General features: G+C 48.2%; 12 protein-coding genes, 2 tRNA genes, 1 rRNA gene and 2 pseudogenes. 12 read left to right on the top strand and 5 right to left on the bottom strand.

Translation table 11 applies throughout. The annotated features are described in order from the left end of the window. The first annotated feature begins 10 nt into the window (after window positions 1–10). The 3 genes from rrf (at window position 11) to AYY16_RS09355 (ending at window position 335) form a co-directional block, all read left to right on the top strand. A 5S ribosomal RNA gene (gene rrf / locus AYY16_RS09365) occupies window positions 11–126 on the top strand. Window positions 127–175: 49 nt separating this feature from the next. Continuing rightward, a tRNA-Asp gene (locus tag AYY16_RS09360) sits at window positions 176–252 on the top strand. A gap of 7 nt (window positions 253–259) precedes the next feature. Continuing rightward, window positions 260–335: transfer RNA gene (locus tag AYY16_RS09355), tRNA-Trp, on the top strand. 219 nt (window positions 336–554) lie between these two features. Here AYY16_RS09355 and hdfR read toward each other — a convergent pair. Next, window positions 555–1,367: an HTH-type transcriptional regulator HdfR gene (gene hdfR, locus AYY16_RS09350; RefSeq protein WP_067365449.1), complete on the bottom strand. Its 813-nt coding sequence runs from the start codon at window positions 1,365–1,367 to the stop codon at window positions 555–557. Window positions 1,368–1,485: 118 nt separating this feature from the next. Here hdfR and AYY16_RS09345 point away from each other — a divergent pair. Continuing rightward, window positions 1,486–1,825, top strand: a pseudogene (locus tag AYY16_RS09345) (MaoP family protein). A 50-nt stretch (window positions 1,826–1,875) separates the two neighbouring features. Here the strand turns inward: AYY16_RS09345 and AYY16_RS09340 are convergent. Beyond that, window positions 1,876–3,408, bottom strand: coding sequence for a YifB family Mg chelatase-like AAA ATPase (locus AYY16_RS09340; RefSeq protein ID WP_067365446.1), 1,533 nt, complete (start codon window positions 3,406–3,408; stop codon window positions 1,876–1,878). Window positions 3,409–3,896: 488 nt separating this feature from the next. Here AYY16_RS09340 and ilvL point away from each other — a divergent pair, with 488 nt between their 5' ends. From ilvL to ilvA, 6 genes and pseudogenes are all read left to right on the top strand, one after another. Beyond that, complete coding sequence (gene ilvL, locus AYY16_RS19715) at window positions 3,897–3,995, top strand: ilv operon leader peptide (protein ID WP_150385200.1); 99 nt, start codon at window positions 3,897–3,899, stop codon at window positions 3,993–3,995. Window positions 3,996–4,107: 112 nt separating this feature from the next. Continuing rightward, window positions 4,108–5,754, top strand: a complete 1,647-nt coding sequence (gene ilvG / locus AYY16_RS09335) for an acetolactate synthase 2 catalytic subunit (RefSeq protein WP_067365444.1) — start codon at window positions 4,108–4,110, stop codon at window positions 5,752–5,754. Continuing rightward, a complete protein-coding gene (ilvM, locus tag AYY16_RS09330; RefSeq protein WP_067365440.1) occupies window positions 5,751–6,029 on the top strand; it encodes an acetolactate synthase 2 small subunit in 279 nt (92 codons plus the stop codon). The genes ilvG and ilvM overlap by 4 nt, the downstream gene beginning before the upstream one ends. An 11-nt stretch (window positions 6,030–6,040) precedes the next feature. Beyond that, the gene (locus AYY16_RS09325) at window positions 6,041–6,967 is read left to right on the top strand and encodes a branched-chain amino acid transaminase (protein WP_067365437.1); all 927 of its coding nucleotides are present in this window, start codon (window positions 6,041–6,043) and stop codon (window positions 6,965–6,967) included. Between the two features lie 69 nt (window positions 6,968–7,036). After that, a pseudogene (gene ilvD, locus AYY16_RS09320) lies at window positions 7,037–8,889 on the top strand (dihydroxy-acid dehydratase). A gap of 2 nt (window positions 8,890–8,891) precedes the next feature. Then, window positions 8,892–10,457, top strand: a complete 1,566-nt coding sequence (gene ilvA, locus AYY16_RS09315) for a threonine ammonia-lyase, biosynthetic (RefSeq protein ID WP_067365434.1) — start codon at window positions 8,892–8,894, stop codon at window positions 10,455–10,457. Here ilvA and ilvY read toward each other — a convergent pair. Beyond that, window positions 10,440–11,333 (bottom strand): HTH-type transcriptional activator IlvY, encoded by an 894-nt coding sequence (ilvY, locus tag AYY16_RS09310; protein ID WP_067365457.1) that lies wholly within the window; start codon window positions 11,331–11,333, stop codon window positions 10,440–10,442. The two genes, ilvA and ilvY, sit on opposite strands and share 18 nt — an antisense overlap. 251 nt (window positions 11,334–11,584) lie before the next feature. Here ilvY and ilvC point away from each other — a divergent pair, with 251 nt between their 5' ends. Together ilvC and AYY16_RS09300 are read left to right on the top strand one after the other, a co-directional pair. Beyond that, window positions 11,585–13,060: a ketol-acid reductoisomerase gene (gene ilvC, locus AYY16_RS09305; RefSeq protein ID WP_067365431.1), complete on the top strand. Its 1,476-nt coding sequence runs from the start codon at window positions 11,585–11,587 to the stop codon at window positions 13,058–13,060. A gap of 211 nt (window positions 13,061–13,271) precedes the next feature. Continuing rightward, window positions 13,272–13,751 (top strand): Hcp family type VI secretion system effector, encoded by a 480-nt coding sequence (locus AYY16_RS09300; protein WP_067365428.1) that lies wholly within the window; start codon window positions 13,272–13,274, stop codon window positions 13,749–13,751. On the opposite strand, the gene AYY16_RS09295 is transcribed toward AYY16_RS09300, so the two are convergent. Together AYY16_RS09295 and AYY16_RS09290 are read right to left on the bottom strand one after the other, a co-directional pair. After that, window positions 13,748–14,164 (bottom strand): hypothetical protein, encoded by a 417-nt coding sequence (locus tag AYY16_RS09295; RefSeq protein ID WP_156664981.1) that lies wholly within the window; start codon window positions 14,162–14,164, stop codon window positions 13,748–13,750. The two genes, AYY16_RS09300 and AYY16_RS09295, sit on opposite strands and share 4 nt — an antisense overlap. Then, complete coding sequence (locus tag AYY16_RS09290; protein WP_150385203.1) at window positions 14,154–14,684, bottom strand: hypothetical protein; 531 nt, start codon at window positions 14,682–14,684, stop codon at window positions 14,154–14,156. The genes AYY16_RS09295 and AYY16_RS09290 overlap by 11 nt, the downstream gene beginning before the upstream one ends. Between the last annotated feature and the right edge of the window lie 287 nt (window positions 14,685–14,971).

Genomic DNA, 14,971 nt, shown 5'->3' with positions numbered 1-14,971 from the left:
ACAGAATTTGCCTGGCGGCACTAGCGCGGTGGTCCCACCTGACCCCATGCCGAACTCAGAAGTGAAACGCCGTAGCGCCGATGGTAGTGTGGGGTCTCCCCATGTGAGAGTAGGGAACCGCCAGGTTTTACATTAAGTGAGGATGCAGGAATGCATTAGTCACGCAAAGATATGCGGAGCGGTAGTTCAGTTGGTTAGAATACCTGCCTGTCACGCAGGGGGTCGCGGGTTCGAGTCCCGTCCGTTCCGCCAACGCTTTAGGGGCGTAGTTCAATTGGTAGAGCACCGGTCTCCAAAACCGGGTGTTGGGAGTTCGAGTCTCTCCGCCCCTGCCACTTACTTGATAAGCAATAACTAAAAATTTCCAATTATTAATAGCCCAGTTTATTATGAACTGGGTTTTTTATTGCCTGAAATTCAGGAATTATGCCTGTTTTTACTTGTTTTTTATTGTCTCATCCTTCCTTTTCCTCTGATTTTTTCTGATAAAAACCACCTGAAATGCCCTTTTCGATGATTCTTACCTTAAACCCGTAAATAAAACATTACCGGCGTTAAACCGGTATTGTTATTAATTGGCGGATAAGCCCTTGCTGATCGCTGTTTTGCAGCCATATTGCGTACAGTGGTTTTGTAATCAGGTCTTTATTTACTGATTTTAATTCAGTGTGATCTTTCTTCCAGTGTGCCGGTAACCAGGCAACGGACGGAGTTACCGCCAGCAATTGTTTAGCCTGGCTGGCCGACGTGGTTGTCAGGATAGGCAATTGATGTCGGGTGAGCTCAGGGTTGTCATACTGATGGAAATCAGCACTCCATTCGAGCTGAATAAGCCCCGGTAAATTATCCGGGATAAGTGGGTGTATGCTGAACAACTGAAGGGTGATTTCTCCGATAATCTCACTTTTAAGCTCATCCATTTTTGGTTGTTCCGTGGAGATGAGTAAGTCCAGTTCCCGTGCGTGTAACTGTTTTACCAGAGACTGTCGGGAGGAAATTCTGGCATCCAGGTGCAGCTCTGACTGATCACGATATACCCGCTCAAGCCAGGGGGTCAGGTATGCTTCCCACAACGAAGCGGTTGCACCGATAGAGAGCGCATTATGTGCAAATGCATGATTAATCTCTTTCTTTGCCAGTTGCCAGGTGCTGATAAGTGATTCTGCATAAGGTACCAGACGTTCACCAGCCGCCGTTAAACGGATATTATTCCGGTGGCGGGTAAAAAGGCTTGCTCCGAGATTTGTCTCTAACTGCCTGATTCTAAAGCTTACTGCTGATTGGGTAAGGTATAAGGACTCGGCTGCCCGCCCGAAGTGGCGGGTTTTACTGACCTCCAGAAAGGTTTTCAGTAATTCAGTATCCACAAGTATCTCCAGAAATTTTTGTCGTTATGATTTAAATATTTTGTTTTACAGAATCCTAATGCTATCTAATACTCCGCGCCATAAAGAGTAAGTTAGTAGAGAATTAGGAGTGTGTCAGATGGAAGAAAGCTTTATCACGACTAATCGTTTTTTTTGATAATAAACATTATCCTCGTGGTTTTTCACGCCATGGTCATTTCACGATCAAAGAAGCTCAGTTACTTGAGCACCATGGTTTTGCTTTCAACGAACTGGACATGGGTAAACGTACTCCCCGGACGGATGAAGAAAAACTGTTTGTTTCCGTATGCCGTGGTGAACGACTGCCGGTGACAGCAGCAGAAAAAGTATGGATCAAGTATCTGGAATGCACCCGCAAACCAAAACGCTTCCATACTCTGTCCGGTGGTAAACCCCAGGTCGATCCGTCGGAAGACTATACCGACAGCGATGATTAATATCATCAGAAATAATAAGTTAAAAGGGGCATTCGTGCCCCTTTCATTTTTTATGACAGTACCTGCTGAAGTTTGTGAATAAACCTATCCATGACACGATAGCTAAGTGCCTCAAGTATATCCCGGCGTGATACTTCCTTATCTTCCTCCCGCAGGTCGGCAATTGTTCTGCTGACACGCAGGATCCGGTGCCATGCCCGCACTGATAAGTTCAGCTGTATCAGCGCATCTTCAAGAAACCTGGCATCCTGCTGCGACAGAGCACAATGCAGGTCAGTTTCTTTACCTGATAATCCCGCATTCAGTTTTCCCTGTCCGTTACGGCTGTATTGCCGCTCCCGTGCGAATCGCACCCGTTCTTTTACCTGTTGATGAATGGGCAAACTTTTTTCTGTTCTGCTGAGTGTACCGGGTGGGAGCATCGGAACCTCTATAGATAAATCAAAGCGATCCAGAAACGGACCGGATATACGGGAAAGGTAGCGTAAAAGCTGCTGTGGGCCGCTGCGGTTGTGGATACCCTGATAGTGACCTGTCGGACTGGGGTTCATTGCTGCTATGAGCTGAAGGCGTGCCGGAAAGCAAATTTTAGCTTTGGCTCTGGAAATGACAATTTCACCGGATTCAAGTGGTTCACGCAGAGAATCGAGTGTGCGCCGCTGGAACTCAGGTAGTTCATCCAGAAATAAAATACCGTGATGTGCCAGAGATATTTCCCCCGGCAGCGGGATGCTTCCGCCACCGATGAGTGCTGCTGTGGATGCGCTGTGATGAGGCGCTCTGAATGGGCGCTGGGGCCATTTATTCTTATCTGACGAGGTTTGGGTAAGGCTGCGGATTATTGCAACGTCCAGCGCCTCCTGTGCAGTTAATGGCGGAAGTAACGTACTGATTCGGCTGGCTAACATTGTCTTTCCTGTTCCCGGCGGACCGAGCAGCAGCAGATTGTGTCCGCCTGCTGCACTAATCTCAAGTACCCGCTTTGCGTGTTCCTGCCCGATGATGTCGTCGATGGTGGTACTGCCGGTCACTTCTGTTGTATTTGTCTGATGTGTATTTTCCTCCAGAATCGAATCCTGATGAAAAAAACCGGCAATTTGCAGTAAATTATCCGCCATCAGTGCCGATCCTGACGGTAAAATACTTAATTCGTCATAATGCTGTTTTGATACAACCGCCCGTCTTTCAGATTGAAGTGCGGCCAGAACAGCAGGCAGTATTCCCCGGCAAAAACGAAGTTCACCTGAAAGACCTAATTCACCCGAAAATTCATAATTTTCTGTCAATTTTGTATCGATTTGCTCTGAAGCTGCCAGAATAGCTATAGCGATGGGTAAGTCATAACGCCCGCCTTCTTTGGGTAAATCAGCAGGGGCAAGATTGATCGTGATGCGTTTGGCCGGAAACTCAAACCCGCCATTGATTAGCGCACTGCGGACGCGATCCCTCGACTCTTTTACGGCAGTTTCCGGTAATCCTACGAGTGTTAACCCCGGCAGTCCGGCACTGATATGTGCTTCTACCGTTACGGGCGGGGCGTCAGTACCTATCATGGCGCGTGTATAAACAATGGCAAATGACATCATTTCAACCTGTTGTTATCTGAGGAACGTTCATGATGTGCGATTTTTCCTGAAGCTCAGCTCTGTTTTGTCGTTTTTTCCGCACAGCCTGATATTTTTTATGAATGTTACAAATTCGGTCGTCTGTTTTGCGTGTTATGCGGAAAAATAGTGTGATGGCCAGATAATCGCAGGGCAGCGGACACAAAAATCTGTCACGCTTTTTATATCAGCTGGGGAAGGCGCGCGTCAGTGTAAAAAGTAAATTGTGCGGAGAAATGAAATATGCCTTTCTGCATTGTTCTGTTAAGTATGGATTTGTTAGCACGGAGTGCCGCTCAGAGATTAGATGATAGTGATAAATACTGATAGCGATGGTAATGGACTGAAACTAATAGATATTTATTCCTGCTGTTGAAAAAAAATAAGAAATAGCCGTTGTCAATAATTCGATAACATGATAACTCTAAAATACAGAAACCAGATTGATACGGCAGAAGAATTTCAATATGAATAAGATTGTCCGCGTTGTCAGCCTAATTATCGTGAGCGTGGTGGTGATTATTATCCCACCGTGCGGGGCTGCACGTGGACGAGAGAATGGCTGACAACCACTCAGATCTTACGAGAACCCCGCACCGAAAGGCGCGGGGTTTTTTTTTAACCTTAATTTTATGATTTTTCACTGAAAAGTAACGACGGCGGACTAAGGAGTCACACATGAACGGGGCACAGTGGTTAGTGCAGGCACTACGAACACAAGGTGTTGATACTGTGTTCGGCTACCCGGGTGGTGCGATCATGCCGGTTTATGATGCGCTGTATGACGGAGGAGTGGAGCATGTGCTCTGCCGTCATGAACAAGGGGCAGTCATGGCGGCAATCGGCTACGCGCGGGCAGGACAGAAAACAGGGGTATGTATCGCCACATCGGGACCGGGGGCGACAAATCTGATTACCGGACTGGCTGATGCACTGCTTGATTCAGTGCCGGTTGTCGCTATCACCGGACAGGTGGGTTCTTCACTGATTGGTACGGATGCTTTTCAGGAGATCGATGTGTTGGGGCTGTCATTGTCATGCACAAAACACAGCTTCCTGGTTGAATCAATTGCTGATTTACCACGAATTATTACCGAGGCCTTTGCAATCGCCACCAGCGGTCGCCCGGGGCCGGTACTCATTGATATCCCGAAAGACATTCAATTGCAGATTAGTGAATTTACGCCATATTTCATGGCGGTGGATGCCGCAGAGCCACTGTCTCAGGCTGATATTTCCCGCGCGTTACAACTGATGCGGGAAAGTAAAAAGCCGGTTCTGTATGTCGGTGGTGGTGTCGGAATGTCGGGAGCCGTAGATGTGTTACGGGCATTTCTGACTGAAACGGGGATGCCGGCAGTCAGCACACTGAAAGGGTTGGGTGCGGTTTCGCCGGACTATCCGCATTACCTCGGCATGTTGGGGATGCACGGAACAAAAGCGGCGAATCTGGCCGTTCAGGAAGCCGACTTACTGATAGCTGTCGGGGCACGTTTTGATGATCGTGTTACCGGCAGGCTGAATGCCTTTGCACCATGCGCAAAGGTTATCCATGTGGATATCGATCCGGCTGAGCTGGATAAATTGCGCCGGACACATGTGTCATTTGCCTGTGATGCAAAGCAGATCCTGCCGGTATTGTCGCAGCCACTTGATATTTCAGCCTGGCAGCGCAGAGCCGGAGAGCTGAAGGCGGCTTGTGTACCGGATTATACTCATCCCGGGGAACGCATTTATGCACCGCTGTTGTTATCACAGGTATCTGCCGCCAAACCGGCGGACTGTGTGGTAACAACCGATGTAGGGCAGCATCAGATGTGGACGGCACAGCACATGTCGTTTACCCGCCCGGAGAATTTTTTAACTTCAGGCGGATTAGGCACTATGGGATTCGGATTACCGGCAGCGATCGGGGCGCAGATTGCCCGCCCGCAGGCAACGGTGCTTTGTGTCTCGGGTGATGGTTCTTTTATGATGAATGTCCAGGAACTGACAACCATCAAACGTAAGCGGCTGCCGGTTAAAATTTTACTGCTGGATAACCAGCGCCTTGGCATGGTACGTCAGTGGCAGGAACTGTTTTTTGACAAACGCTACAGCGAGACAGTGCTGAACGATAACCCGGATTTTGTCGCGCTCGCACAAGCTTTTGATATTCCGGGGCACCTGGTCACTGAAAAATCAGATGTGCCTGCCGCTATTCACACCCTGTTACACCATCAGGGTCCGTATTTATTGCATGTTGCCATCCGCGAAGAAGACAATGTCTGGCCATTAGTGCCTCCGGGCGCGGGTAATGAACAAATGATGGAGAGCACATTATGATGATGCACCAGTTAGCTATTCAGGCGCGTTCCTGCCCGGAAATCCTGGAGCGTGTTCTGCGCGTTGTTCGTCACCGGGGGTTTAACATTTGCGCGATGAAAATGGATCTGGCGAAAGGTTCTGAAGGTGATAATGTAAACATTGAGTTAACAATTTCAAGCCTGCGACCGCTGGCCTTACTCTGTACGCAGTTAGTTAAGTTAGCGGATGTGGCGGATGTCGAAATCTGTACACAAAAAAGAGAAAATTATCAGCACATTAGCCGTGCGATCTAAGGAAAATAACAATGACAAAAAAAGCTGATTTTATTTGGTTCAATGATGAGATGGTTCCGTGGGCTGAAGCAAAAGTTCACGTTATGTGTCATGCAATGCATTACGGGACATCGGTTTTTGAAGGGATCCGCTGTTACGATTCCCACAAAGGACCGGTTGTTTTCCGCCATCGTGAGCACATGCAGCGCCTGCATGATTCGGCAAAAATCTATCGTATGCCAATGGATTATTCCGTGGATGAATTGATGGAAGCCTGCCGTGCAACGTTACGCAAAAATAATCTGAGCAGTGGTTATATCCGCCCGCTGGTGTTTATTGGTGATGTCGGAATGGGTGTGAATCCGCCGCAGGGCTATAAAACAGATGTCATCATTGCAGCATTCCCGTGGGGCGCTTATTTGGGAGAGGAAGCGCTGGATGAAGGTATTGATGCCATGGTGTCCTCCTGGAACCGCGTTGCACCGAATACCATCCCGACGGCCGCTAAAGCCGGCGGTAACTATCTTTCTTCTCTGCTGGTCGGCAGTGAAGCCCGCCGTCACGGCTATCAGGAAGGTATCGCACTGGATGTACACGGCTATATCTCTGAAGGTGCCGGTGAAAACTTGTTTGAAGTGAAAAACAATATTCTCTTTACGCCGCCGTTTACCTCATCTGCGCTGCCGGGAATTACCCGTGATGCCATTCTGACTCTGGCAAAAGATCTGGGTTATGAGATTCGTGAGCAGACGCTATCCCGTGAATCGCTTTATCTTGCCGATGAAGTCTTTATGACCGGCACAGCGGCAGAAGTAACACCGGTGCGCAGTGTGGATGGTATTCAGGTTGGTATCGGGCGCTGCGGTCCTGTGACCAAAGAGATCCAGCAAGCGTTCTTCGGGCTGTTTACAGGTAAGACAGAAGACAAATGGGGCTGGTTAGATCCGGTAAATCCATAATAACGAAACGGATACTGATCCACGGGCGGGACGTTCCCCCGCCTGATTTTGCAAACACGGGAGATTACAATGCCTAAATACCGTTCCGCGACAACGACTCACGGTCGCAACATGGCAGGTGCACGAGCCTTATGGCGTGCGACAGGAATGACTGACGACGATTTTGGTAAGCCAATTATTGCGGTAGTTAACTCATTCACACAATTTGTACCGGGCCATGTTCACCTGCGCGATTTGGGCAAACTGGTTGCAGAACAAATTGAGGCATCGGGTGGTGTTGCCAAAGAATTTAATACCATTGCCGTGGATGACGGGATCGCCATGGGGCACGGAGGAATGCTGTATTCACTGCCGTCGAGAGAGCTTATTGCTGATTCTGTGGAATACATGGTGAATGCACATTGCGCTGATGCCATGGTCTGTATTTCCAACTGCGACAAGATCACCCCGGGAATGGTAATGGCGTCATTGCGCCTGAATATCCCCGTAATTTTTGTTTCCGGCGGGCCGATGGAAGCCGGGAAAACCAAATTATCTGATCAAATCATTAAGCTGGATCTGGTGGATGCCATGATCCAGGGTGCGAACCCGAATGTGTCTGATGCAGACAGTGAGCAGATCGAACGCTCCGCCTGCCCGACCTGCGGATCCTGCTCCGGGATGTTTACGGCAAACTCGATGAACTGCCTGACTGAAGCGCTGGGGTTATCGCAGCCGGGTAACGGCTCTCTGCTGGCAACACATGCGGATCGCGAAAATCTCTTTCTCAGTGCGGGTCGCCGTATTGTTGAGATCACCAAAAAGTATTACGAACAGGATGAATCCTGCTTTTTACCACGCAATATCGCGAATAAAGCCGCGTTTGAGAATGCGATGACGCTGGATATCGCGATGGGCGGCTCGACAAATACGGTACTTCACCTGTTGGCAGCCGCACAGGAAGGTGAAATTGATTTCACTATGGCAGATATTGACCGCTTGTCCCGTATCGTACCGCATCTGTGCAAAGTTGCGCCGAGCACACCGAAATATCACATGGAAGATGTTCACCGTGCCGGGGGGGGTTATCGGGATCCTGGGGGAATTGGATCGCGCCGGGCTGCTGCATCGTGATGTAACGAATGTTCTTGGTTTGTCATTACAGGAATTACTGGACGCGTATGACATCACGCTGACGAAAGATGATGCGGTGAAAAAAAATGTTCTCTGCGGGACCTGCCGGGATCCGCACCACAAAAGCATTTTCACAAAGCTGCCGCTGGCCGTCCCTGGATGATGACCGCGAAAACGGCTGTATCCGCAACAGAGCGCATGCTTACAGTCAGGATGGCGGGTTAGCTGTGCTTTCCGGCAATATTGCCGAAAATGGTTGTATTGTCAAAACCGCCGGTGTTGATGAAGACAGCTTAATTTTCACCGGACCTGCCAAAGTATTTGAGAGCCAGGATGATGCAGTCAGTGCCATTCTGGGCGGAAATATCGTTGCCGGAGATGTGGTTGTTATCCGCTATGAAGGACCTAAAGGCGGGCCGGGAATGCAGGAAATGTTATATCCGACAACCTACCTGAAATCGATGGGATTAGGTAAAAGCTGCGCGCTGATTACTGACGGGCGTTTCTCCGGCGGAACCTCCGGGTTATCCATCGGGCACGTTTCTCCGGAAGCGGCAAATGGCGGGCTTATCGGGCTGGTGGAAACCGGCGATATCATTGCTATCAATATCCCGTCCCGTCAGATTTCATTAAATGTGGATGAAAAAACGCTTGCGGCACGCAGGGTAGATGAAGAAGCGCGGGGGGATAAAGCCTGGTTACCGAAATCCCGTGAACGTCAGGTTTCTTATGCGCTGCGGGCTTATGCCCTGCTGGCAACCAGTGCTGATAAAGGTGCGGTACGGGATAAAAGCAAACTCGGAGGTTAAGGATGACCCTAAAACAACCATTACCTGCTCAGCCGACCGGGGCGGAGTATGTGAGAGCGGCATTCAGTGCCTCTGTTTATGATGTTGCGCAGGTTACACCGCTGCAAATGATGCCGAAGCTGTCGGCACGGCTGGGCAATACCATTCAGGTAAAACGGGAAGATCGGCAGCCGGTTCACAGTTTTAAGCTGCGCGGTGCTTACGCGATGATCGCCGAGCTGACAGATGAACAAAAGCGGCAGGGTGTGGTGACTGCCTCTGCCGGAAATCATGCACAGGGTGTTGCGCTTTCGGCCAGCAAAACCGGCGTGAAAGCACTGATTGTCATGCCGGTTGCCACTGCGGATATCAAAGTGGATGCGGTCCGCGGATTCGGCGGAGAGGTTGTGTTACATGGCGCAAATTTTGATGAAGCAAAAGCCCATGCAATTCAGCTTGCCGCATCACGCGGGCTGACATTTATCCCGCCATTTGATCATCCACAGGTCATTGCCGGTCAGGCAACAATTGCACTGGAGCTTTTACAGCAAAATGCCCGGCTCGACAGAATCTTTGTTCCGGTGGGCGGTGGTGGTCTTGCCGCCGGTGTGGCAGTATTTATTAAACAACTGATGCCGGATATTAAGGTGATCGGTGTGGAAGCCGAAGAAGCCGCTTGTCTGAAAGCGGCGCTGGAGGCCGGGCATCCTGTGGAATTGCCGAAGGTTGGGTTGTTTGCGGAAGGTGTGGCGGTTAAGCGTATCGGCGATGAAACTTTCCGGCTGTGTCAGCTATATCTGGATGATGTCATCACTGTTGACAGCGATGCTATCTGTGCTGCGATGAAAGATTTATTTGATGATGTCCGCGCGGTTGCAGAGCCGTCCGGGGCGCTGGCACTGGCGGGGATGAAGAAATACATTCAGCAGCATAATATTCAGGGCGAAAACCTGGCGCATGTTTTATCGGGTGCGAACGTGAATTTTCATGTGCTGCGTTATGTGTCTGAACGGTGTGAGCTGGGTGAACAGCGCGAAGGCGTGTTCGCTGTGACAATTCCGGAAGAAAAAGGCAGTTTCCTGCGTTTTTGTCAGGCGCTGGGTCCGCGTGTGGTAACAGAATTTAATTATCGCTACAGTGATTCGACAGAGGCGTCAGTGTTTGTCAGTGTCCGCGCAGATGAAGGACCGGGCGCACGACAGGCGATAATTACCGGGCTGGAAAGTGCCGGGTTTGCGGCAACTGACTTGTCTGATGATGAGATGGCGAAACTGCATGTGCGCTATATGGTGGGTGGGCGTCCGGCGGCACCCTTGCAGGAGCGTCTGTTCAGTTTTGAATTTCCGGAAGCGGCGGGCGCGCTGCTGAAATTTCTGGAGACACTCGGAACCTATTGGAATATAACTCTTTTCCATTACCGGAGCCACGGAACTGATTATGGTCGTGTGCTGGTGGCATTTGACGCCTCGGGGGATGATACCCGGTTTGAGCAGCATCTGAATGCGCTGGGTTATGACTACCGGGATGAAACAGGTAATGCGGCATTTAGCCGCTTCCTGTCTCCGCAGACCTCAGTGCCAGCGCGGTAGTAATTGCCAGAAAGCCCGGATAAGCGGCTCATGCAGGCGCTTATTCAGGGCACAAACCCCCAGTTCAAACGGGGCGACCATTGAAATATTATCCAACTGTAAAATACGGTTGCGGATAACATCCGGGCTGTTTTCCACCACCACATGCGGGATCAGCGCAACGCCGCAACCCAATGCAACCATTGACACAATGGCTTCATGACCGGAGACGGTGGCATAAATCTGCGGCTCCTGAATGCGTTGTGTTTTAAACCATAAATCAATCCGTTTGCGTGACGGACCATGTTCCGGAATGATAAACGGAATATTCTCCCAGTCCGGCTCTGTCTGTGTAACCTGATGTTTTACCTGGCATGGCAGGGCAGGTGCGATAAGTGACAGCGGGATCTCACCAATCTGATGAAAATTAATATTATCCGGTAATTTTTCAGGTTTTCCGGCGATACCTAAATCGGCTTCCTGTGACTGCACTTTTTCCACAGCATCGGCGGCATCACCGGTGGTGAGTTTAATTTCAACCTGCGGATGCGCGGCTCTGAATTGATCCAAAACTTGCGGAAGGTGGCTGTATGCGGCGGTCACAGAGCAAAACAGATGTAATTCGCCGGTCAGTGACGGGCTTTGATGATTAAGCGCATGTTGCAGTTGCTGATATTGCAGCAGTGTTTCCCGTGCAAACTGTTTCAGTTGCTCACCGGCGGCTGTCAGTTGCACTGTGCGGTTGTCGCGCAGAAACAGCGGGTGGCCGAGAGAGTCTTCCAGCCGCTGAATTTGCCGGGAGAGTGTTGACGGGCTGACATGCATGGCATTGGCCGTTTTGCCGAAGTGGCAGCTTTCCGCGAGGTGTAAAAACAGTCTGAGTTCCCGGATATCCATCATCACCTCTTTAAGTTTCATATCATTATTTTATACCCAACGTCATTCAAGATGCAGCCAACGAACCTGCAGTTTGAATGAATAAGGGTGTGTTGCAATAAATGCATCACTATCTTGTTAATATATCAATTTAAGCAATGAAGGTCATGACATATAGTCATTATAAGTCACGCGGGTATACCACACCGGCAAATAACATAATCAGCGCTGCATGTACTGCTGCCTGAGCAAACACACCACACGGAGTCACCATGGCAAATTATTTTGATACATTGAATTTGCGCCAGCAGTTAGCGCAGTTAGGCAAATGCCGTTTTATGGCACGCGAAGAATTTGCGGACGAAGCCGGATACCTGAAAGGGAAAAAAGTGGTGATTATCGGCTGTGGCGCGCAGGGTCTGAACCAGGGTCTGAATATGCGCGACTCCGGGCTGGATATCACTTATGCCCTGCGCCGCGAAGCCATTGATGAAAAACGTACTTCATGGCGGCGTGCCACTGAAAACGGGTTTACTGTCGGCACTTATGAAGAACTGGTTCCGCAGGCGGACCTGGTTGTTAACCTGACGCCGGACAAACAGCACTCAGCGGTTGTTCAGGCAGTTCAGCCTCTGATGAAACCGGGCGCGGCGCTGGGCTATTCACACGGATTTAATATTGTTGAAGTAGGCGAAAAGGTTCGTCCGGATATCACGGTTGTGATGGTTGCACCTAAGTGTCCGGGAACGGAAGTCCGTGAAGAGTATAAGCGCGGTTTCGGCGTACCGACCCTGATCGCGGTTCATCCGGAAAATGATGCCAAAGGTGAAGGGCGGGCGATTGCCAAAGCCTGGGCTGCGGCAACCGGCGGGCACCGCGCAGGTGTTCTGGAATCCTCTTTTGTGGCAGAAGTGAAATCAGACCTGATGGGCGAGCAGACCATTCTGTGCGGTATGTTACAGGCGGGTTCTTTACTGTGTTATGACAAAATGGTTGCCGAAGGTGCAGATCCTGCTTATGCAGGTAAATTAATTCAGTACGGCTGGGAAACGATCACGGAAGCACTGAAGCAGGGCGGGATCACACTGATGATGGACAGATTGTCCAATCCGGCAAAAATCCGGGCGTATCAGTTATCTGAAACCCTGAAAGGACAGATGAAAACCCTGTTTGAAAAACATATGGATGACATCATTTCCGGGCATTTCTCTTCAACCATGATGGCTGACTGGGCGAATGATGATAAAAATCTGCTGACCTGGCGTGAAGAAACCGGCAGAACGGCATTTGAAAATTATCCGGATTCTGATTTGAAAATCAGTGAGCAGGAATATTTCGATCATGGTGTTGTGATGATTGCGATGGTTAAAGCCGGCGTTGAACTGGCGTTTGAAACCATGATTGATGCAGGTATTATTGCAGAATCTGCTTATTATGAATCACTGCATGAGCTGCCGCTGATCGCGAATACTATTGCCCGTAAGCGTCTGTATGAAATGAACGTGGTTATCTCAGATACTGCGGAATACGGTAACTACCTGTTCTCTTTTGCGGCAGTGCCGTTACTGAAAGAGTTTATGGCATCACTGCAACCGGGCGACCTGGGTAAAACGATGGCTGATAGTGGTACAGACAACGCGCAACTGCGTGATGTTAATGAAGCTATCCGTCAGCATCCGATTGAAACCGTGGGTAAAACGCTGCGCGGTTATATGACGGATATGAAACGTATTGCTGTTGGTGGCTGATAGCATACCGCAATATTATTTGTATGAATAAATGGACGGCGCCTTAGGGTGCCGTTTTTTCATTTAACCAAAGAGGGTTATTGTAACCATCACAAATGTCATTATTATGACCCCTAATTACATATACCCTTATTCATTCAAACTGCATCTTGAATGACGTTGGGTAAATATCAGGGAATAACCAGCTGATATTTATAAACAAAGGAATGTTATGGCAAATAAAATATACTTACGGCTGCAAGGTAATAAGCAGGGCTTAATTTCAAGAGGATGCTCATCACCGGAATCAATAGGAAATAAATATCAGTACGGACATGAAGATCAGATTTTTGTGTATTCATTCAGCCATGATATTTTCCGTGAACAAAATGCGGTTCATCACCCGGTTATTATCAGTAAACCTATTGATAAATCATCACCATTATTGGGTGTCAGCATTACAAACAATGAAATATTAACCTGTGAGCTGGATTTTTACCGGACAGGTATATCAGGGGTTCAGGAAAAATATTATACGGTAAAACTAACCAGCGCTGCGATTGTGAATATTTCATCACATTATCCTAATACGCTGACTCATAATGATGTTCAACCTCACGAGAGTATGACACTCTGTTATGAAAGCATTACATGGCGACATTGTGCTGCGGGCACGTCCGGTTACAGTATCAACGGACGGCACCCGTTTTAATCGTAAGTATATTCGTATTCAGATAAAGACATACACTCCTGATTATCCTTTTTAGACTCATGAATAGAAATAAATCGATTTTCATTATATTTATTTCTATATGTGATTTCATTAACAGCCACTAATGAACGTCGTGAATTAGCATATTGATGAAGTTTTATTTCCAGTTCATTGAATTTATTTTTATCCTGACAATAATAAATTGCCGAGTAAGATTCTTGCCCGCGATCGCCCCAGAAATGATAGTAATAGGTTGCCTGTTCTTTATCCGGTGCATTACGGATGAAATCGGAGACTAACAACAATGATTTTATGTGGTTTGTCGCCGGAAAGTATTGAGTCGGCGATAAAAAACAGTAGAGAAAAAGTAAAATAATAATAGACAAGCTGAGTGATATTAATTTAGTAACCATATTTGTCTGCAAATGGATTCCATTTTTTGAAGCCCCAGTCACCAGCCCATCCGTCGGTAACATTCAGTTTTATAACAATGTTATTTTCGTAGGAATTAAAAGGCTGGATAGTATTCATATAATAAGGGAGATTTTTTTTATAGGGTATGACATTGGGTGATTCCTGCGGATCCGGGAAGATCCAGGGGCGAAGCTCCCTGTTTTTATATTTACCGACGGAACCATAGTGATCCCAGATACGCAGTGCGGTTTCAACGGGCACCGGTTTAATCAGTGACCAATAATCCCGCGGTTCGATGACGGAATAAAAACCAAGAAGGTTAGAGATAAGATCTTCACCGCTGAACCCACTATCGTTTCTCAGTAGACCGGAAAATAAAAACCGCCCCTGGTGGGTCTCAAATAATGTGGAAATATAAAACATCATTGAAAGTGCGATCGATTTTTTATCTTCTTCCCTGAGCCCTTTTTTTACCAGCCAGCAGGAGGTAACGCCCATTTTAATAAAAAATTTTCCCATAAACTGATCGTAACTGACCAGAAAGTAATCTTTAAAATAGGGCGCGGTATTTTCTGTGAGTAGTTGTGCCCACAGGCTTCGCGCATCCCCGCCTATAGCGTGATTGCGATCTATCCAGCCAATATCCTGTGTATATATTAATCTGGAGTTCCTGATATCATCTCTGGATGCCATTCAGTTTTCCTTATTTAATAGCCTGATTTTTCTCCATAATATTGGTATTTCGGTGGCAGGGATATACACCGAAATAGTTATAATTAATTGAATATAAATGTTATTTTATCTAA

It is taken from the genome of Morganella psychrotolerans (assembly GCF_001676155.1).
GTDB lineage: Bacteria > Pseudomonadota > Gammaproteobacteria > Enterobacterales > Enterobacteriaceae > Morganella > Morganella psychrotolerans.
Note: the sequence above shows the minus strand (reverse complement) of the source record. Positions and strands in the feature narration are given on the sequence as shown.